This is a genomic window from Kaistella sp. SH40-3, assembly GCF_030686865.1.
In the GTDB taxonomy this organism is placed as follows: Bacteria; Bacteroidota; Bacteroidia; order Flavobacteriales; family Weeksellaceae; genus Kaistella.
In genome coordinates this window covers 366,614-389,283 of record NZ_JAQYUS010000003.1, presented here as the reverse complement: position 1 = coordinate 389,283, position 22,670 = coordinate 366,614, and the positions used below count along the sequence as shown (strand labels likewise).

Here is a 22,670-nt window from a genome sequence, read left to right as displayed (position 1 = left end):
ATTTGTTTTCTTTATTAGGGTGTTTTACTTGGTTCTTCATCGGGTTACTGGTTCACAAAAAAAATCCGGAAAAGTAAACTCTCCCGGATTGTTATAACGATGATTATTTTTTTAAGTAACCCTTTAATTCTTAATCACTTTTATGTTGCTGCTTTCTTTGTCAGAATTTACTTTTACGATATACGTTCCTTTTGCAAAAGCACTTAAGTCGATGGTGGTATTCTTCATAGAATTCTCTACTTTAAAACTCTTGATCAGCTGTCCTGTCATCGAATAAACCTGCACGGTATTTAGTTTTAACTGACTGTTGTTTTGAATAGTCAGTACTCCTGAAGTTGGATTCGGGAAGACCTGTAATCCATTTTTCAAGGAAGAGTTGCTTACCGCAAGCAAGGGTTCTGTACAGTTGTAAACGTAGATTTCGTCTAGATACCAACCGTCGTTGCCGTTGCAGCCATCTGTCGCCATTTCGAATCTGAACTTGATATTTGCACCGGAATTAACGCCAATTTTTGACAAGTCGATGACGCTTTGTCCCCAACTTCCCATTAATGAGCCCCCATCAGTTCCGCTAAATGCAACCTGCCCTTTGAGTGGATTGTCGCTTTGGGAAGAGCCGTCTAGCGTGGTATTGTATGGATTTTGAGTGAAAGCAGTTCTCGGCAGCAACTTCCAGTCTCCGCCATTTAAACTGTACTTGATATTTCCACCATCCCATTTTGCTTCTGTTGCAACATAATGGTTAAATGCCATTTCGTATTTGCCAGCAGTAAAAGTTGGGAAAGTGATTAAAGGACTGTCTAAACGCAGAATTCCGTTTTGCATACTGGTGGTGCAATTTCCATTGACGGGATCGGCCCCAAAAATACCTTTACCTGTTCTTCCTTTTGGTAAATTAGATTGCACCATCCAGTTTCTTTGTTCCCAAGATGATGGATTGGTTGGTACATTAGAAACCGTCCAGTTTCCTAAACCATTTTCCCATGTTTCTGTAAATATTGCACCCATTGTAGAAGCGTCACACAATGCCGGAGTTGCTTTCAAAATCGGTTGATAATTACATTGCGTGTTTGGTGACATTCTTAACTGTACCGAAAGTAGGGCGTTTTGAAGATTTTGAATATCACTGGCTGACCAGGATTCCCCGCTTAATCCTGCCGGTACGTTGCTTGTTGATAAACCTTGTAAATTGATGCCGATTAAATCCGTCGCTGCGGCTTCTAGGGCATCTGCGAAAATAGCAAAATCGCTGGTTGGTGTCAAATAATTCTTTTGGGCTCTCCACCATAAATGGGCTGCCTTAACAAAGCCAATTCCAGAAATCGTATAGCCATTATAGGTGCCGCCATCGACCAACAAAGCATATAAATGATTGGTTACCCCAGAGTTTTGATGTACACCTCCGGAGTCAGTTGTGCCGCAGAAATAATAACCAGTATCTAAAACACGACCGGCATTATTATTACAGTTCGGATTCCACATGTCCCGGATTGGACTTCCAAAAGCAGTTGCTTTTTCACCCATTTTCCAACGTTGGGTGCCTGAGCAAGTGGTGGTGGTTCTGATATCTAAATTTTCGCCATCGTCATCATAACCGTTTAGTAAATCGATGGTTTCGCCCCACACGTCGGAGTACGATTCATTCAGTGCTCCTGACTGGTACTGGTAAATTAAGCCACTCGTGTATTCGGTGTAAGCATGTCCCCACTCGTGTGCTACCACATCATCAGATGCAGTTCCTGTACAGTAGTTAGCAGTGACTCCATTCCAGTTAGCGTTAGGACAAGAAATATTGGGATCATTGTTCACGGTAATCATCGAGGCATCTGCGTTATTAAAGGAGGTATAATTAAATGCGTTCTTGAAGAAATTATACACATGTTCAGAAGTAATGACTTCACTTTGTTGCCATTTATCTAAAGTTCCTGGAAACGCATCCCCTTCTTTCCATTTGAGGTTCGCCGCAGTACGGCTTTTTTCATACAATTTTCTATCGATAGGATGGATGCCGGTAAATTGCTCTACCAGTTCTCCTGTATGGGCATCGATGAATAAGAATTCTCTAACATCGTTTTGGTTGGTGACTTCAACTTCATAGGCGAGATAAGAACTTACCTGTCCGCCCTGTACCAGGTTTTTTGGAAATATTAAAAGATTGTTTTTACCAATTTGTAAAGGATCACCTGAAAGATTGAGTTCCTGCCCGGCTACTAAATTCTTCGCAATGACCGCTGCTTCAGTTTGAGAAACGGTCGGAATTGTATTGACTTTAATTGCAGAAATGGTATTTCCGTTAATGGAAGTTAGTTGTTCTTTTTCATTAAAATGAAATTTCAAAAGACCATCATAAACTGGAACGCCTTTAAAAACCTGTCTGTAAATGACATTCTTCAAGCCATAATTGTCTGTTCTTGCTTCCACAAAAACCATATCCTTTTCTGATTGCAAATTAAATGCGTTAAAGTTGGTTTTTAAAAACTCTTCTACTTTGGCATTCGTTTGCGCTGATTTCAGTTGAAGTCCGCCTGGATTTTCGAATCGTATAAAATTGGGGTTAGAAGTGCTTTTGCTGATGCTAACAGTAGCATTGCCTTGTTGCTTTAACTTTACTAATTGTTGCGATTCCTGTGAAAAACCGTAAACAAAAGACAAAGACAAAGCGGAAAATAATAGTCTTTTCATAAATACATTGATTTGTGACAAATATAAAGGTTTTGGTAAGTAAATGTGTATTTTATTAACAGAAATGAAAATAATTTAAAGGAATCCTGTCGTAACAATAAGAGAGGCTATATTATTATGTTTTAATTGATGTAAAATGAGTGCTTCGTGAGGAATTCATAAGGTTTAAAATTTCCCGAAAATGATTGAGGCGATTTGAAATGTGCTGATCAAAAAGATTTTTATCAAAATTTCCGAAACATTCTTTTGCCGACCCTTACTTCGACGAACTCAGCATGAAAAAGGGTGGGAGGTTTTTTGGGGTGGATTCTGATTCAGAGTTGAAAAAAATCTTTCACTATTTAGGCTGACAAAAAAAGACTTTTATTTTCTTGTTAATTTCTTTTGTCTTGAAACAAAAGAAACAAAAGTTCAAGACTGGATTCTTTTGCTAAAAAATTGAAATTTCTTTAACAAAATCCCCAAACTCGGGCGGAAATTTGATGGGTTTTTATGAATGAGATGTTTTGCCGCCACTCAAACAGTGGGGATTTTTATGCGGCTATAAGTTAGGTAATTTATGTGGAAGAAATTACAATTTTTATTTACGCAAAAGTCTCCTAAGTCGATATTGGTTAATTTAATTAAGACCTCCTGGTGGCTGAGCCTGTCGAAGCTACGTGATTTAAAACTAATTTTAATATTAATTTCTTTTGCTTCAATCTTTTATTATTAATGGAATCAGCGAACCATTAGAAATGGTTTGTCTTGAAGCAAAAGAACCAAAATTGACTCTCTTATATTATATTATATTTTTATTTGAATCTTCGAATCTTCGATTTCAAGATTGGATCTTTTTACTCAATCAAAACCTTTATTTAAACCCTTCCAACACTTCCTCCAAAGTTACTTTTCCAAAAAACTCTGTTAAATCAATTGTAGAAAAAAGTTCTTTCAGATTCGTAATTTCATGTTTCTTGCCAATCAGCAGTTCTTCCAGTTCCTCAATTGGTTTCGAGGCAAAGAAGTCTCCGAATATTTTTGCTTTTTGAATCATGCCGTGCTCCACATCGAGATGCACTTCAATAAAACCCGCCGGAATTTTAATGGCTTTCTTGAAATTATAATTGGGTGAAAAACCGAAATTCCAGTCCCAAGTTTCATACTTTTCGGTCATAAGTTGTTGAATGCCCTGCAGATCTTCTTCTGTTAATTCATAACGTTTGGCATCGGGATTATTTTTCATAATCTCCTCGGTAAGCAATTGTTTAAGATCGGCTGTAGTGGTTTCTTTCGGTAAATAATTGATGAGGTTGGTCACTCGCGAACGGGTTGATTTAATGGCTTTGTCGATGAATTTTAAAGGATTCACTTTTAAGGCTTCCCCTAAAACTTCCATTTCAGAATCGAGGAGGATGGTACCATGCTGAATCATTTTCCCATGACGGGCGAGTTTAGCGTTTCCGCTGAATTTTTTACCGTCGACCAACAAATCGTTTCGACCTTGTAAAACGGCGGGTACGCCTAATTGATTGAGTACATTTAATACGGGTTGTGTAAAAAAGGAGAAATCACCAAAGTCATTCTGACCCAAAAGGGTATGAAACGAAAAATTAAGGTTGCCTAAATCGTGGTACACGGTACCGCCACCAGACATTCTTCGTACCACCTTAATTTCTTTTTCCGTCACATAATCCAGATTAATTTCTGCCAGGGTATTCTGAAATTTCCCGACAATAATCGAGGGAGCATTTACATACAATAAAAAGATATCTTCAGTGGGAAATTTATGAAGTAGATATTCTTCAGAGGCAATGTTGAAATATGCGTTGTGGGAAGGGGAGTCGATGAGGAGCATAGGTTTTTCTTTGGTGCAAAAATAAGAGAATTATTTGAGATGGATGCGTGTGAGTAGTTCGAGTTTCGAGGTATCAGAGTTGGAAGTTTGAATGAGTCTTTTATATGATTATCTTTAGTTTTATTGGTGTTTTGGAAAACTAAAATAAAGATAAGGTTTTATTAATCTTAAATCTAGAGTTGTAAGTGGTTTTTAAGATTAAGTTTTTGATAATTAACTACTTAAATTCTTGAAGTGATTGTTGTTTTATAAAAAAGATGTAATTTTATCTTTCAAAAACACACAATCATGAAAAAATATTTACCTTATTTTTATAAAATAGTGGTGCTCTGTGCGGTGCTGTTTTTTATCAAAGGATCTGCACAAACGACATTAGCACAATGGACTTTTCCAAATTTAGGTACAGTACTAACTCCAGATGTTTTTTCCCCCAATAATGCGTTTAAATTACTTAGTTGTACTCAAACAATAAGTGATGTAAGTGGCAATGGAACTAAAGCAGCTACTGCCAGTGGATGGGTTGATGGAAGTGGATCTAAATACTGGATGATTGAAGTAGATACTCAAGGTTTTAGTGATGTTAAAATTTCATCTGAACAACGGTCATCGGACACTGGTCCTAAAGATTTTAAATTACAATATCGAATTGGGACAGGAATATGGAATGATTTACCATTTGGTTCTATAACGGTCGCAGATAATTTTACTTCAGGAGTGATTGGTAACTTGCCTATTGCTGCAGGTTCAGACTTGTCTTCGCTCTTTGTTAGATGGGTTATGACTTCTAATAGTGCTGGTAATGGTACTACGGTTGCAAATGGAGGAACAAGTAGGATTGACAATATAAAAGTTGTAGGTACTGCAATTACAGCAACAAAACCCGAACCCTCCAATTTTCCGACTAATTTCTCTTGTGGTACTGCCACTCATTCAAGTATTGCGCTGTCCTGGATTGATGGAGTGGGGGCGACTGTTCCCGACGGTTATTTGATTAAATGGAGTGCTGTTTCTTTTGCTGAGATCACCAATCCTGCTGATGGAACCCCAATAGCAAATGGTGCAAATGTTCAAAATGTCGCGAAAGGAATACAAGGTTTCACGGCCACCGGACTGTCGCCTAATACTCCTTATTTTTTTAAAATCTGGTCCTATACCAATTCGGGAAGTACTATCGATTATAAATTGGTAGGCGAACCACAAACGAGTTGTTCCACACTTGCTGCTCCTTGTAGTTTTTTAGAAGATTTTTCTAATTCAAATGCTACTACGAAATATGCTAATGGCTCTTTTTTAGGTAATAATTCAATTTTATGGACTTACACTGCTGCAAGAGATGAAGATGGAGACTCGAACAATTCCGGAATAAATGGAAAAGGATTAATGCTTCGTCGTATATCTGATAACAGTAAAATTAGTTCCGCAATAATAGGCTCTGGTATTGCCAACTTCAGTGTAAAACTCTACAAGGGGTTTACAGGTAGTGGTAACAGACAGGTAGAATTGCTCATCAATAATATATCAGTCGCAACTTCAATTCCATTTGATGATTTTTCAGAACATGTTTTTAGTGTTAATAATATCAATGTTTCAGGAAACGTCACCATTGAATTACGTAATGTTACTAACAATCAAATCATTGTTGATGACCTCCAATGGACTTGCTTCACCGGAACGCCAGAGCCCAACATTAACATTCAGGGTAACAGTATCACCATAATTGATGGGGACACCACTCCATCCACAGCGGATGGTACGGCTTTCGGTACTACAATTATTTCTGGATCAGACGTTGAAAAAACCTTTGCCATTCAGAATCTTGGCTCGGCTAACTTGCTTTTGGATACCCCAGCGGTGGTGCTGCTTGATGGTGCCCAAGGCTTTACTGTTTCAGTGCAACCCACGATTAATCCTATGACGGGTTTTACAAACCAGACTTTTAAACTCAAATTCAATAATACTGTTCCAGGTACTTACACTGAAACCGTAATGATAGGCAGTAATGATCCAGATACTTCTGTCTATGCTTTTGAGGTGAAAGCGGTTGTGATTGCCCCAACAATAACGGTAGATAAAACTTTGCTTACGGGCTTTACCTACCCTTTTGGGCAAGGGCCTTCTGCCACACAGAAGATTGTGATTAACGGCAGCAATCTGTCAGGAAATATTAATGTAACTGCTTCTACAGATTGGGAAATCTCCACTAACTTAACCTATGATGGAGGGAATATGTCTCCCTGGAATACGATTGATATTTCGAAAAATGCAAGCAACGCAGTAACCAACCAATCCATTCACGTGCGTTTGAAAGATGGACTTGCTGTAGGCAATTACGGCGGAGCCATTACCATTACATCTCCCAATGCTGTAACGCAAACAGTAGCGCTAAGCGGTGTTGTAACTGCAGGAGTGCGCGACATTAAAGTAACCGGGAATGGGACTTCTATTACTAATGGAAGCGTAACGCCACTCGGACTCAATAATACTTTGTTTGCGGGTCTGAATTTAGGAAACTCTCAAACCAAAGCGTTCGAAATAAAAAACCTGGGTGGTGAGCCGCTTACCATCGGGAGTATAACGCTTTCGGGAGTTGATGCAACTTCATTTTCTATTATGAATGGTCCTGTCGTAGGGAAAGTATTAAACCAGAATGAAATAGCAACCTTTGAAATTAAATTTGAGCCCACCACAATAGGCACGAAAAATGCCACCGTCAGTATTGATAACAATGATCCTAATGATTATTCCTATTTATTTGCGGTGAGAGGTGGAGCGACTTATTGTTCCTCTTCAGGTGAGTTAGTTGTAGCGCGTCAGGATTTTGAGATCAGTCCGGCGATTCCTGTATTGAATTACACGCTTAACACTTTTGGAGTGATCTTACCTGGACCCAATACCGGCTTTTCGTCCGGAAAAAGTTTAAGTACTGATGCGCCAAAAACCAATAATCTGTATTCTGAAGGAGCCAGAGGATACCGGATTCAAGGTGCAGATCCTATTTCACAAACTCCTTCTGGCGTTCGTTTAACTTTTGATAATGTTAATACTTCGGCTTACACTGATATCAGTCTGTCATTTAAGGTCGCAGGTTTTTCTTTGGGTAGTGCCAGTAATGGCATGGATGATTTGAATGCTGCGAATGAAAGTACATCCATTCATGATGATAAACTGGATTATGTATTGGTTGAAATAAGTCCAGACGGAGGCGTAACGTGGTATCAGCAGGCGAAAGTAGTTTCAGGTCAATTGAATCTTCCGTGGAGTTTTGGCAGCGCAGGAACAGTTGCGGGAAGTAGAATATACAATGCAGATAATAATTTAACCTATTTTAATTCAACCTCGGCAAACCGCTATAGCGCAATTAATGTCACCGATCTTCCTGCTGTAAGCAATCTTAAAGTTCGTATTTCTGCGCAAAATAACGCCCTCAACGAATCTTGGATTTTAGATGATGTTCGGCTTACCAGTACAGGCCTTGTCCCAAAAGTTTGGAATGGATCGGCTTGGTTGCCTTCTCTGCCTCAACCTTCCGATAAAGCGATTATTAATGCCGATTATCATTCTGGCACCAATGGTAGTTTTAAAGTCTGCCAATGTGAAATCAACAGTGGAGCAACTCTTACTGTTGGTGGTAATACGGAAGTAAAGGTTTCTGATTTTTTAAATAATAATGGAAATGTAGTCGTAGAGTCTGATGGAAATTTCATCCAGACTAATGAAACCGATACCAATTCGGGAATGGGTACTTTCAAAGTTTTACGGAAATTAAATCTTTCTGCTACAAGGGAACAATATAATTATCTTACTTCTCCAACACAAGGTACCAGTTTGAAAGATATTTATAAAGATGCAGTTGGCAATGCGGTCAATGTGCCATTTATCCTTTACCATAACGAAGCGACCAATAAATTTCTGAATTCTTCTGGGGTCTATATTAAAGGAAGAGCATTGGCGGTTAAAGAGCCTACCACTGCCACTTTTGCAACTTCGGTTATGACTGCTGCTTTTATGGGGCAACCTGCCAATGGCAGTTTTAACTATAACCTGGTTAATTCTAGTTTTGCGGATCCGAACCGCGGTTATAATTTAATTGGAAATCCTTATCCATCCAATATCGATTTGATTAAATTCTACGCAGATAATTCTACAGCTGGAAATCTTAGTCCGACTTTTTATTTCTGGGATCATACCGCCAATACGCAAACGGTCCAGATGGGTGATTTGTACAACGGCTTGGCTTATGCCAACTTTAATGCTGCCACCCCAACTGGAACTGGAACGCCAACAAAAGCTTTTGGTGACCCAGGTGCAGCGGGACTTAAATTTCCGACAAGATATGTGAAAGTAGCCCAGGGATTTATGGCAAAAGTCAACAATACTCCAACCTTCAATGTAACCTTCAGTAACAGTAGTAGAAAAGCAGATTCTGCGGAAGGATTTTTTGGTAAAGGGAAGTCGGTTGAAAATGAAACTCCTGTTGATCGCTACTGGCTTAATTTGATTACGCCTGCGAATTTAGCCTCGAATATTGCTGTTGTTTATTTTGAGGAAGGCAACGATGCATTTACCAAAGATGATTCCCGTTCAATGGGTGGTTCCGATGCAATCTACAGTTTGGTAGAAAATGAAAAAGTATCCATCAACGGAAAAAGCAGTTTTACTCTTATTGATCAAGTCGATTTGGGAACTTCGCATTTTTCTGCTGGGACGTATACTATTGCGATTGATAAAGCAGAAGGGGTTTTTGCCAACGGGCAGAATATTTATCTAAAGGATCATCAAACCGGAACGGTTACCAATCTAACAGAAAGCAATTATACCTTTGAAGCCAGTCCAGGGGAGACCGCTGGCCGCTTTCAAATTGTTTATCGTTCAGAAACTGTTTTGGTAACAGAAACTAAAATGAAAGGGGGTATGGTGGTCTACAGAGATGGAAATGATTTCGTTATTAAATCACCAAAAACACTTGCGAGTGTAGAAGCGTATGATCTTTCCGGTAAACTGATAATGGTTTTAAAGCCTATCAGCAAGAAGGCTGTCTTAGATGCTTCTAAAATCACTAACGGAATATATGTGCTTAAAATTACAAGCACCAGTGGCGAAGTTACCACTCAAAAAATAGCCAGATAAACGGTTAAACATAAAAATCGGCTAAGACTATTTTTGTTAATGATCAGTACTAAAGTTTTGATTCTAGACAAGCGGAAGGTTAGTGGTGTTTTGTGTTTTCAAAATGATTCAAAACGTTCAACCTGCTTGTAAGGATATTATCAGATAACATTATTAGAATCTAACCCCTAAAAAAAGCCGAACAGCCTGTTCGGCTTTTTTGTTTTCGGTTGGGATTAAAATTCATTATTAAAAAGGATTACAAGGGTGATCCATTATGGTAGCTGCGTCGAATCTTAATACATTTACCTTGACTCTTCTCTGTAATTTTCCATTTAAAATCTACAATAAGAAGAAGATGTTAGAGTTTTTATAAATACTCTATAATACCTTAAATATTTGATGAAATTTCAATTTACAAATTGAAAATAGAGGCGCGGTTTGTGTTTTAGGGATTTAATAATAATTAACTCAACTTATCATAGGATAAGAAATGAAGTTGTTTCTGTTTATTTTAGCAAAAAAAGCAATTTGTATTGTATTATTTCGCAATAGTTTTCGATGTTATAATGTGTATATAGGATTATTTTGCTGTTTTATTAATAATATGTATCTTTGCAGCCGCTTAAATTGACATGTGTAGTTTAAGTATTTCGCAACAAATGAAAAAAATAATATAAAACACTTCACTTTTTACTTTCCTTTTTGCCGTATTTCTATTACAACTCTTCCGTGTCTTTTAAACCAAAACGATATAATTCCTTATCATGTAGATCATGATATTGTCATTTTAAAAAAATATTGAACATTAAATCATGAAAAAACTTTTACTTTTATTTTTATTATTGCCTTTTTTAGGGTTTGCACAAGTGGATGTCGATCTTGCTAATTGGTCATTAATTTCTAATGGGGATGTGACTGCAAAGCGAAATTTTATAGAAGCATCTACTTTTAGAACGAGCCAAAATCCAATTACTTTTAATTCGACGGGAGCTAACATTACTGGATGGAATAATAGTAATTTTGAGCATTATAGGTATTTTGAAGTTTCAATTGCTCCTACAAATGGAAATTTTATCAAAATTTCTAATCTCTTCTTTCAGCAAACTAATTCTGGGTCTGCGGGTCCGTTGACCTATATTGCTAAGTATTATATATCCGAAAATGGAAATTTACCTGATACTTCTGAATTTTTTAATAAAGCGGAAGACTTGATTAGCGAAGAATCAATCAATAATAACCCTATCAAGGAGGTTAAGATTAATCAATATTTGAATCCAAAGCAAAAATTAACTGTACGTTTTTATTCTAAGGGTAATGATTATAATAATATCTATTGGCAAATTTTAGCAAATACTTTAAAAGTTACCGGATACCAAATAACAAAGCCACTAGAAGGAAATTATATAATTGGTAGTGCTGATAATTGTGATTTCCCAAATATTACCAGCGCCATAAATGTTTTAAATAATGTTGGCGTTTCTGGGTCAGTTACTTTTTTATTAAATGAAAATCAGACGGTTACTTCTCAAATTACGATCAATCAATTCTCAGAAACTGTTAAGAAAGACAATAATACACTAACAATTAAACCTAATTTCGGAAAAGAGATATTAATTTCTGGAAAAATAGGAAATGGAGCTGTAATAGCATTGAATGGAGCGGATAAGGTTATCATTGACGGGAATAATGGATTTAATGATCATAAATTGACGATTTACAATAGTTATGATGTTTTTGGAAGTTATGAAAAAAGGGTGGGAATTTGGATGTATAATGGAGCGGAAAATAATAAGTTTCAAAATCTTATTGTTCAGTTAAATATTTTAGGAGTAACTGTAGGAACTTACTCCGCGGGAATTTATTCCGGAGGTAATTCGATAGGTGGAAACGGGAACAATAGTTATAATAGTATTTTAAACACGACTTTTAAAGATGTTAAACAAGCTATAATTATTGATGGTTCTAATCTTGAAAATACCAATTGGATTATTAAAAATAACATAATTGGTTCTTCTGATGATAATCGTAAGCCTTTTTTAGGAATATATATTAGGAATGTTTCTTATTATAATGTCTCTAATAACGTGATAGATGGCATACAATTGCCAAGCGGTTTAGGTGGTAGTTCAAATCATTCAGGTATTTATTTGGATAATGCTGAAAAGGGAGCCATTACAAAAAATGTAATTGCTAATATTAGAAATAGTGCCGGTAATTCCTATGGTTACGGAATTTTCATCAAAGGAAAAATCAGTCAAATTGATGGGAATATTATAAAAGATTTGAACTCAAACTCTACCAATGATGGTAGTTATGGGATTAGATCGGAAGGGAATGATATAACGATTTATAATAATGATATTGCAAATGTTTTTAGTTCTCAAAGTAAAAACACAAATGGTATCTATGTATCTGGAGACAATCAACTTATCTATAATAATTTTATAAATGATGTAAAATCAGTTGGAGGTGGTGGAACTGACTCTGAAAATGGTTTTGGAGTTTTTATTAATAAAGGGAAGGGCGTTAAATTATATTACAATACTGTTGCACTGAAGACAAATCAAAATAAGGGAGTTTCCGCTGCTTTATTTATAAAAGATGGCTCTGAATTGGATATTCGTAATAATATATTTGTTAACCACCAAAGTGGAGGCGCTCAAAGGTTTGCGATTTATTCTAAAGTTACTAATTCAGGTAATTTTATCCATTTAGATTACAACAACTATTATTCTTCACAATACGTGGGCTCATTAGGTGAAGGTGATGCTAACAGACATAGCACATTAGCTGACTGGATAAAAGCAACAAAAAAAGATACAAATTCTAAAAATTCTCAGCCTGGATTTGTTTCCAGCGATGATTTACATTTAAAAAACGATCGTGCAAACGATAATTTGCAAGGGGTTTCTATTTCAGGAATTTCCACTGATATTGATGGGGAATTTCGTGTAAAACCTTATATGGGAGCGGATGAAATAGTATGTGTCTTACCTACGGTTAGTGCGGGTGGGTCATTTAAAATTTGTACAGGTAGTACTACGCCTCCCATGGGTGGTTCAGTAACCGGTGGCCTAAGTGCTCAATGGACGGGTGGAACTGGAACCTGGACGAATGCTGATGATCCCGCAAGAGCGACCTATACTGCTGGCCCGGGTGAATCAGGTCTTGTCACCTTAACTTTAACAAGTACCGGATCATGCGGCAGTGTCTCATCAACCGCAACGGTAACTATAGGAGCAATCTCAACTTATAACGGGACTGAGTGGACTAATGGTAATCCAAATACAGAAAATAATGGTCTTAGTATAATCATTGCTTCAGGTACCTATAAGACTTCTCAGGACAATAATATAATCGCTTGTAGTTGTGAAGTAAAAAGCGGTGCAAGCCTTGTGATTAGTAGTGGAACTTTTGCAAAAATTGACAATAATCTTACTATTAAAGACGGTGGTAACATTACTGTGGAATCCGATGGGAATTTAATTCAGGTACAAGATTACCCCACTCCATCCAATTCCGGTATTATCACGGTAAAAAGGGATATTAAGGTGAGTGGGAACCGACAACAGTATAATTATCTCGGATCTCCTGTAGCATTCACAGCAGATCAAAGTTTCAAAACTATTTATCCAGGAACCACTTTTGTTCTTTACCACAACGAAGCCAATAACTTATTTTATAATTCTTCTGGTGCGAATGTTCCGGGAAGAGGATTGGCGGTAAAAGAACCGACCGGAAAGGGAGAAGAAACCGTAACTGCTGTTTACAAAGGGTCGCCGCAAAACGGTGTAATTGAATTCGGCATGATTAATGGGAATGTCTCCAATCCTAACCGGGGATATAACTTACTTGGGAATCCTTATCCTTCCAATATCGATTTAAAAAAATTATATAAAATCAATGGGGGTGATGAAAGAAAGAATATCGATGCCAATTTCTATTTCTGGGATAATACAGCGAATGAAATATTTGATCAGAAAGGGGATAATTACGAAGGCGAAGCTTATGCTATTTTTAATGTTCTTGCAGGAACTAATGGTACGGGTACGAAAGCAGCAACAGTTGGAAAGGGTCATGTGCCGACCAACTATGTAAAAGTTGGTCAGGGGTTTATGGGAAGATCCCTGAAAGCGTCCTATAAATTAATATACAATAACAGTATCAGAATAGATTCTGAGCCGCCAGTAGATTTTTTTGGAAAAAACAGTACTGCAAGTCAGGATGATCGGTATTGGTTGCAAATGACAACGCCTTCTGGAATAATTTCTACAATGGCGATTGTGCATTATGCAGAAGGGAACGATTTGTTCGGACTTGAGGATTCCAGAACAATGGGTGGCTCAGATGGTATTTACTCTATCATCGATAATGAAAAATTGGCCATTGACGGTAGAAGCAGTTTTCAAAATTCGGCGGTCATTCCATTAGGAACACAGCATTTTATAAATGGTAATTATACCATTGGTATCGAGGGTTCTGAAGGCATTTTTGCCAATGGGCAACCTATTTACCTAAAAGACAAACAAACTGGAACAGTAACCAATGTGACTGAAGGCGATTATGCTTTTGCTGCCAACGCAGGATCAAGCACCGGCCGTTTTGAAATTATCTACCGACCAGAAACCGTTTTGGTGACCGATACTAAAGTGAAAGAGGGCATAGTGGTTTACCGAGATGGAAATGATTTCGTAATTAAAGGTCCAAAAACCATCGCCAGTATTGCGGTCTATGATCCTTCTGGAAAACTCGTCACAATCCTTCAACCTAACAGTAAACAAGGAGTATTGGATTCCAGTAAATTAATACGCGGAATGTACTTGCTTAAAATTACAAGTGCCGATGGTGAAGTCACTAGTAAAAAAATAATCAAATAGTAAAAAAAATCCTCTTCTGAGGATTTTTTTGGATTTAGTCAATATGTATAAAGGATTCAGATCATGATTTGCTCGCGATTTTCCCCAAAAAAGGATGAGTGGGTCTTTGGTTGGTTGCTTATTTTACCCATGATTTGTTTGGTTTCAATTTAAAAAGGATCCATGATTTTGACTTTGTTAATGATTTCTTTAAACAACTGTCAATTATTTTCTAAGGACTCATCATTTTTAATTAATTCAGGAATATTTTATTTTTTGTAAATTAATTTTATTCGTATTTTAGATTCATTTGATGGGTCTTTTTCCTTATATTATATTAAAAGTAAATAATTTTCAGTGTGCCAATTTTTTAGTGGGAAAAGGTTTCTATTTTGTTTAAGTATTGATAACAATAAGCAAAAAAAATTTGTTAATTGTTACCAATAAAGATATATATTTGCAACATAACATAAAATGATGGATAAAATATAAACTAAAATGATTTATATGAATAATCCTCAAATCCTTACTCAGTACGCCAATTATCTTTTTCCAAAAGATAGTTGTTTACCAACGATTTTACAAAGTTTTACTTTTTTCTTGGTTGCTTTTCCGGCGGTACCCTTTTTAGTTTTTAACCGAATCACTTTTTCCAGACGAATTTTCTGTTAAATATTACGTGCTTATCCTTGGCCAAATTCTATTCAGTTAGAATATAAAACTTAATCCACGCTCTTTTACAGGTTCAATCAAATCCACATGATTTGGACTCATCGTTAAAAATTTATTGTATTATGATCAAATCTCTCCTTTCTCAATTTGTGTTTTTTGTCTTTGCAGCACTAATATTCATTGGAACACCTTTGGATGCGCAGCAAACCGTTTTTACGGAAAACTTCAATACTCCTGGAACTCCTCAAAGTCCAAATTTTACAACGACAGGACCAATCGGAACTTCGAAATGGGCCGTTACCCGAAGTGGTGGTGATATGGGCGCCAAAATTGATGGCGGAATGTTAACTCTAACCAATGATGCAACCTCGGCAGCGAATGCTCAGGGTTGGGTGACGGCAAGTACATCTACTTCATATTTCAATTCGCTTTATAAATCTACTTTAAATCAGAATGTTGGAGTGGTTTCTTGGACTTTTAATATGAGACAGATAAGACCAAATCCAAGTGGTTTAGGTGGTGGGAAATTTGGGTCTGCTTTTATTTTGGCAGGAACCCCCGGAACTACTAATAGTTCTGGTAAAGGATATGCTATTGCATTAGGACAAAATACAACTATAGATCCAATAAGATTAATTACATATACTAACGGTTTAGCATCTGGAACTAGTGTGAAAATTACCTCTTCGACGACAGGTTTAAAAGATTTTGGGGCTGAATATACAAGTATTCGTGTGGATTATAATCCAGCAGGAAATAAATGGTCCTTGTATTTAAGAAAAGACAATCAAACTTCATTTAATGATCCGAAGGAGGGAACTTTAGTTTTTCAAGACGAAGTTGTAATCACTGATTTTGTTAATGAACCTTTGACTATGATGGGAGCGTATTGGAACGCAAACAAAGCGAAAAACAGCACTGCATTTTTTGACAATATTTCAGTGAGCGTTGAAACGCCTGAGCTTATCTCATTAGATCCAGATTCTAAATTCGCCAACACTGGTGCATTTACTTTAACTTTAAATGGTGAAGGATTTTTACCATCAAGTAAAGTATATTGGAATGGAGCATTGAGAACTACAACCTATGTTTCCGAAACAAAATTGACGGCGGCTATTGCTGCGGCAGATATTGCTTTCCCAGCCACTGTGCAGGTTACTGTTTTGAATGGATCCTTTACGTCTAACGCATTGCCATTTACGATAGAATCCTCGGGAGTTCCGGCATTAACATTATCTGCTACTTCGCTAAATTCTGTTTCTACAGTAACTGGAATTGCTTCTGTTGCGACAAATACGTACACAATAAGCGGAAGTAATTTATTGGCCGCCGCAACCGTAAATGCTCCAGCAAATTTTGAAATTTCAAAAGATGAAATTAGCTATGCCGATAATTTAACATTGCCATACAATGTTGGTTTTGGCACTCTGACAGGACAGCCAATAACATTGCGTACACGTCTTAAAGCCTCTGCTTTGCCAGGAAATTACACAGGAAATATTTCTCATACTTCTCCGAATGCATTAACTAAACTAGTTGCGGTTTCCGGACGAGTTTACGCTGCGGAACCAACAATCAATGCTTCTTCTATTACTTTTAACCCTATTACCTCAACTGGATTTAAAATAAATTGGGACAATGGAAATGGAGTCCAACGATTAGTACTGGTTAAAGAAGCTGGTGCAGTTACAGCATTGCCTAAAGATGGGATTACCTATAATGCAAATGCTGCTTTTGGAACGGGCTCTCAAATTGGAACTGGAAACTTTGTGGTTTATAAAGGCGCTGGTAGTTCAGTTCAAATCACAGGTCTGCAGCCAAGCACAGTTTATCATATTTCCATTGTAGAATTTAATGGTCTTCCTGCTACCGAGAATTATCGTTCAGATGGCGCAACTGGAAACACGACTACTTTAAATAGTCCAGTTGGTTTGCAAGTTAAGTTAGCAAATACCTCTTATAAAATAAACTTTGACGATACGGTTGATGGAGTCAATCTTGATACGTTTCAAGGAATTGGAATGTCTAAAATTGTTGAAAGCGGACAATTGGATTCCAATGCCTGGGCATTTTCAGGTTTTTCAGGTGGAAATATTGCTTTTGCTGGAAACAGCGTAGAAGACAGTAGTTACGAAAATGGTCCTTCTGATGGTGAGGAAGACGATACTGGAATCTACGCGTTTAATGTTGGAACTTTTAAGAATCCAAACTACACCTTAGGCATTCAACCTGGTGGTACTGGAACTTCTGCTGATTTTAATCCAGGATCAATTACTTTAAGAATTCAGAATCAAAATGACGCTGCGATGACCAGCGTAAATATTGGCTATAAAGTTTATGTCTATAATGATCAAGAGGCTTCTTCAAAAATTACTTTCAGTTACGGAGCAACGCCTACGGGAACTTTTACAGATCAACCTATAGTAGAAGTAATTTCACCACCGACCGCAGATTTAGCACCTAGCTGGAAAGCCTATTATCGAGTTGTGACGATACCTACTGGAAATATCGCGAAGGGTGGCTATTTTTATATCAGATGGTCAGGATCATTAGTTTCAGGAACAGGCGCACAAGATGAATTCGCTATTGATGATATTGAAGTTATTGCAAACCCCGTGTCACCGAACACAGTTTCCTTTGATGGTATTGCTGAAGATTTCGTTTTACAAGGAAATGCAAGTTTATCAAATGATTTATCCGTTCAAACGAGACTGAAATTTAACGGTGGTAAATTGTCCATTAAAGATAAAACACTTACGATTGCAGGAACTGTAGATAATGAGGGCTTTCCAGCCGGATTAACCGGTGGGTCAACCAGTAAATTGGTTGTAAGAGGAATTCAAAATCCAACTTTAAGTTTTGATCAGACCACTCCTGGAGCAACCAATCTTTTTGACTCTTTCAGTTTAATAGGAGCGACTGCAAATACAGTTAAGGTTGCAAATCCTTTTTTAGTAAACCAACTTCTACAAGTTGATGCTTTACAAACTTTAGATTTAGTTACCATTCCATTAGGAGGAACTTTAACTTCGATTCAAAATAATGGAACAATTCTAACACAAAACACATCTGCAATACCATTTTCATCTGGTAAAACTTGGAACGGTACAGGTATTTTGAATATGAATGCAGCCTCGATAGCTCAAACATTAGTTGCTGGAAATTATAACAATTTAACTTTATCCGCAACTGCGGGAACAACTGCAGTTGCTAATGTAACTGTAAATGGTAAACTAGATTTACCAGCAGCAAATGCTAGCTCAACAAAGGGAAGTTTGGATATGGCTTCTTTTACACTAACAATGGGACCTGACGGAGCAAATACCGGAGTTGGCGAAGTAACTGGAATTATTAAAAGAGATGGATTCGTGCCCAATAAATTGTACACTTTTGGACATCCAAATTCTTCAATTATTTTTCCTCCAGCAGGAACACTTCCTACTTCGATGAGTGCTAAATTGACAATTGGCGCGGCACCATCTTGGAGAACAGGCGCAATTCAACGTTTCTATGATATTATTCAAACTGGTGGAATTAGTACAAAAGCGATTATTCGTCAGCATTATTTAGATAGTGAATTGAATGGAAATACAGAAACTAAATTAGTATTTTGGGGACATAAAGTAACTGGTTCAGTAAATTTTGAACAAGGAAAGTCAAGTAACAACCTTACTGACAATTGGGTAGAAATCTCTAATGCAAACGTTGGGGAATACTTTGAAAATCAATTTGACAAAGTGTATATAACATTAGATGATACTCAGGGTATTGGTCAGATAGTTTGGAACGGTTCTGTTAGCGATTCTTGGACAACAATTGAGAATTGGACGCCAAATGTAAAACCTGGTACTGATACAAAAGTTATTATTCCAGATGCTACGACAACTAATAATGATCCTACATTAAATCCTTCTGAAACTATAGGTTCTTTAGTTATAGAAACTGGTGCTATTGTAAACTCTACAGATACTTCACAGTTATTTCTTACTGCTGGGGCTGGAGTTTGGCAAAATAATGGAATTTTCAATCCGGGAACAGGCACGAGTTCTGTAACATTCAATAATCTTGATGCTACTATTTCTGGAAGTACCACATTTAATAATGTAACTATTCCAGTAGGTGGAGGAATTCGTCCATCCGAAGGAAATTATATGAGCATCGCTGGTACTTTGACAAATAACGGAACTATGTTTACTGCCTTAATTCCAAACACAATAGAATTTAAAGGAATAAATCAAGTAATTCCTGCTCCGGGTGGAGAAGCATTTGGTGGTTATCATCATTTAATAGTTAATGGAACGGGAGTTACATTTGCTTCAACAACTTTAAATGTAAGAGGAAATCTGACTCTAAATCAAACTGTTCCTTTCACAGGAAAAACAATCAATTTGGCTGGTGTTTCTGATCAAACAATAGTTGGAACGGCTGCGATTAACTTTAATAATTTAATTGTAAACAAAGAAACAGGCGCAGTTATTCTTGCGAAAGACATTAGAGTTGACGGTACACTGACCCTTACAAAAGGAAATATTGTAATTGGTGACAAAAATTTAACGCTTGGAAGTAATCCAGTTTCTGGAACTTTTAGCACAAATAATATGATTGTTGCAGACGGAACGGGTGTAGTTCGCAGACCATTCACAGGAATCGGAAGTTATTTATTCCCAATTGGTGAATTAGATGGAGCGCCGAGTTATGCACCAATCACTGTAGAATTAACTGCAGGAGATTTTTCGAATGCTTTTGTAGGGGTGAATGTCACTCATTCAAAACATCCAAACAACAATAGTGTACAGAGCTATTTAGATAAATACTGGAATGTGCAGCAAACCGGTATTTCAAATGCGGTTGCCACAATAACTGCAAAGTATGATCCTGCTGATATTTCAGGCCCACAAGGCGAAATCGCAGCGGCACAACTCAATGGAGTGTTTAATGTTGTGACCAATCCTTGGAAGAAATTCGGGGTATTGTCTAATAATACCTTAGTAGCAGAAAATGCGATCTTAACAAGCGGGCAAATTTCTGCCTTCACCGGATTAAAAGCTGGAACTATAAGTCTTGAGGTTTATGGTTATGGAGATTTTTGTCTGAATTCTACCCACACCATGAATGCAGTGACGTCTGGCGGAGATGCGCCTTTTACGTATGAGTGGTCCAATGGTTTACCTAATGCAGTACAGGTTGATATTCCAACAACGACCGTTGGCAAAACAGATTATACCCTTACTGTTCGGGATGCGAATGGGTTTTCTGCGACAGATACCAATATCCCAGTTTATATTTTCCCGCAATCTAATGGTGGAATTATCGCAAAGAGTACACAGCAAATTTGTGCGGGTACTGTTCCTACTGAATTAAAATTAACAGGAAGTGTTGGGAAAATTTTGCACTGGCAAAAATCTACAGATATCAATTTTAGTGCTAATACTGAAAGTAATCCTAATAATGTTACGAACCTTTCCAATTTCACAACAACTCTTTCTGGAGCAGAAATTGGACCTGTAACTGCGACAACTTATATTAGAGCAGTTTTACAAAATGGGGACTGCGCTGAGAAATATTCAAGTGTCGCAACAGTGATCATTAAAACTACCACTTGGAATGGAGCAACTTTAGGCTGGAGCGATGGTTTGCCAAATGCAACAACTTCTTTAATTTTTGCAAAAGATTATACGACTTCCGCTGCGGAGAAACTTGAAGCTTGTAGTTGTGAGGTGAATAATGGTGTTGTTTTAACGGTGAATCCAAATACGAGTATAACGATTAAAGATGGTATCATTAATAATGGAAGTGTGATTATTGAAAGTGATGGTAATTTGATTCAACTTAATGATGCTGCAATAAATTCAGGAAATGTATTGGTGAAGCGTACACTTACGTTCAGAAATGCTGATAGAAAGGAATATAATTACCTTATTTCTCCCGTGGAGAATGGTAATCTGAAAACTGACCTTTACAGAAAAGATGATGGATCAGCAGTCATTGCGCCGTCGGTTCTTTATTATAATGAAACAAATAACAGGTTCTATAATTCAAGTGGTGCCTATATTCCAGGAAGGTCACTGGCGATAAAAGAGCCGGCTTATAATTCAGGTGCAGTTCCGATTGCATTTTTCTATGGTAAACCGGTTAATGGTAAAGTTGCCTATAGTTTGGCCTTTTCAGGTGAGTCCTTTGGTTACAATTTAGTAGGTAATCCTTATCCATCTAATTTAGATTTAAATGTGTTGTTTAAAGATAACAGTACATCAATAGAGCCTACCTTCAGATTTTGGGATAATACTGTAAATGGTATTTATGAGCAATTAGGAAGTAATTACACTGGGAATGCATACGCTATATTTAATGCAGTTACAGGAACTGGCGGAACAGGAGTGTCTGCTGTTGGAGTAGGAAAAATCGCTGGAGAAAGTCCTAGAATACCGAATAATATTGTAAAAGTTGGACAAGGTTTTATGGTTAAGGCTGTTGGAGAAAATAAAGTATTAAACTATTCCAATCATATAAGATTAGAAGATAATACGGGTTCTGTATTTTATGGTAAGTCAAAGCAGGATGATCGATATTGGCTGCACATGACTGCGCCATCGGGAATAAAATCTACGATTGCTGTGGTTTACTTTGCGGGCGGAAACAATCTATTCGGTGCAGAAGATTCCCGAGCCTTAGAGAATTCTGATCTGATTTATAGTATCGTACAAGGTGAACAAGTCTCGATCAATGGTCGCAGCAGTTTCCTTAACACCGATGAAATTTCATTAGGAACTCAACATTTTACTGCTGGGAATTATACGATTGCTTTGGGAGACAAAGAAGGAGTATTTAATCAGGGTCAGAACATTTATTTGAAAGATAAACAAACGGGTATGGTAACTAATCTAAGTGAGGACAGTTATGTTTTTGCTGCGAATTCAGGAGCAAGCACTGGAAGGTTTGAAATTATTTATCGACCAGAAACTGTTTTGGTGACTGATACTAAAGTGAAAGAAAGTATTGTCATATATAGAGATCAGGATGATTTTGTTGTCAAATCACCAAAGATTATGTCCATGATTCAAGTTTATGATTCATCCGGTAAATTGATAACCGTCTTAAAGGCAAATGACAAAAGGGCAATCTTCAATGTCTCTGGAATCGCAAACGGAATGTACGTGCTCAAAATCACTACAGTTGATGGTGAAGTTGTCAACAGAAAGATATCCAGATAAACTTTTAATTGAAATCCTCTTCGGAGGATTTTTTTGTATCTGAATGTGACTGCAAGTGGCAGCAATGAAGCAATCTCGATTAAACCGTCTCATTGAGTGCGAAGTGAGATTGTTTCATCATTCGTTCCTTTTTCCTCAAAAATAAACCGTTGCTGCCATTGCAAAGGTGTATTTGTTTTTAATAATTATGTAAACTTTATTTTGCTGCTTAAGCACTCAATTAAAACAGTTCATTAAATACTATTTTAGATTATTTCGTCGTTCATTCTTTTCTTTTCGCAATGATGGTGTGTCCTCATTTTG

Annotated in this window: 5 protein-coding genes; 3 read left to right on the top strand and 2 right to left on the bottom strand. The window is 37.1% G+C overall.

Going from position 1 to position 22,670, the window contains the following annotated elements; translation table 11 throughout:
* Positions 1-123: 123 nt before the first annotated feature.
* Both PUH65_RS07555 and PUH65_RS07550 read right to left on the bottom strand, forming a co-directional pair.
* Positions 124-2,682 carry a M4 family metallopeptidase gene (locus PUH65_RS07555; RefSeq protein ID WP_305519291.1) on the bottom strand — a complete coding sequence of 853 codons (2,559 nt, stop codon included), beginning with the start codon at positions 2,680-2,682 and terminating at the stop codon, positions 124-126.
* 853 nt (positions 2,683-3,535) lie between these two features.
* Positions 3,536-4,519: a lipoate--protein ligase gene (locus tag PUH65_RS07550; RefSeq protein ID WP_305519290.1), complete on the bottom strand. Its 984-nt coding sequence runs from the start codon at positions 4,517-4,519 to the stop codon at positions 3,536-3,538.
* A gap of 288 nt (positions 4,520-4,807) precedes the next feature.
* Between PUH65_RS07550 and PUH65_RS07545 the strand changes: the two genes are divergently transcribed.
* The 3 genes from PUH65_RS07545 to PUH65_RS07535 all read left to right on the top strand — a co-directional run bounded on the left by PUH65_RS07545 (position 4,808) and on the right by PUH65_RS07535 (position 22,367).
* The gene (locus tag PUH65_RS07545; protein ID WP_305519289.1) at positions 4,808-9,646 is read left to right on the top strand and encodes a choice-of-anchor D domain-containing protein; all 4,839 of its coding nucleotides are present in this window, start codon (positions 4,808-4,810) and stop codon (positions 9,644-9,646) included.
* A 794-nt stretch (positions 9,647-10,440) separates the two neighbouring features.
* Complete coding sequence (locus tag PUH65_RS07540; RefSeq protein ID WP_305519288.1) at positions 10,441-14,505, top strand: T9SS type A sorting domain-containing protein; 4,065 nt, start codon at positions 10,441-10,443, stop codon at positions 14,503-14,505.
* Between the two features lie 773 nt (positions 14,506-15,278).
* On the top strand, positions 15,279-22,367 hold the full coding sequence (locus PUH65_RS07535) for a T9SS type A sorting domain-containing protein (RefSeq protein ID WP_305519287.1): 7,089 nt from the start codon (positions 15,279-15,281) through the stop codon (positions 22,365-22,367).
* Positions 22,368-22,670 lie beyond the last annotated feature (303 nt).

Coding starts and splice junctions, on each gene's coding strand:
- PUH65_RS07535 (WP_305519287.1), top strand. CDS start 15,279: ATGATCAAATCTCTCCTTTCTCAATTTGTGTTTTTTGTCTTTGCAGCA.
- PUH65_RS07545 (WP_305519289.1), top strand. CDS start 4,808: ATGAAAAAATATTTACCTTATTTTTATAAAATAGTGGTGCTCTGTGCG.
- PUH65_RS07540 (WP_305519288.1), top strand. CDS start 10,441: ATGAAAAAACTTTTACTTTTATTTTTATTATTGCCTTTTTTAGGGTTT.
- PUH65_RS07550 (WP_305519290.1), bottom strand. CDS start 4,519: ATGCTCCTCATCGACTCCCCTTCCCACAACGCATATTTCAACATTGCC.
- PUH65_RS07555 (WP_305519291.1), bottom strand. CDS start 2,682: ATGAAAAGACTATTATTTTCCGCTTTGTCTTTGTCTTTTGTTTACGGT.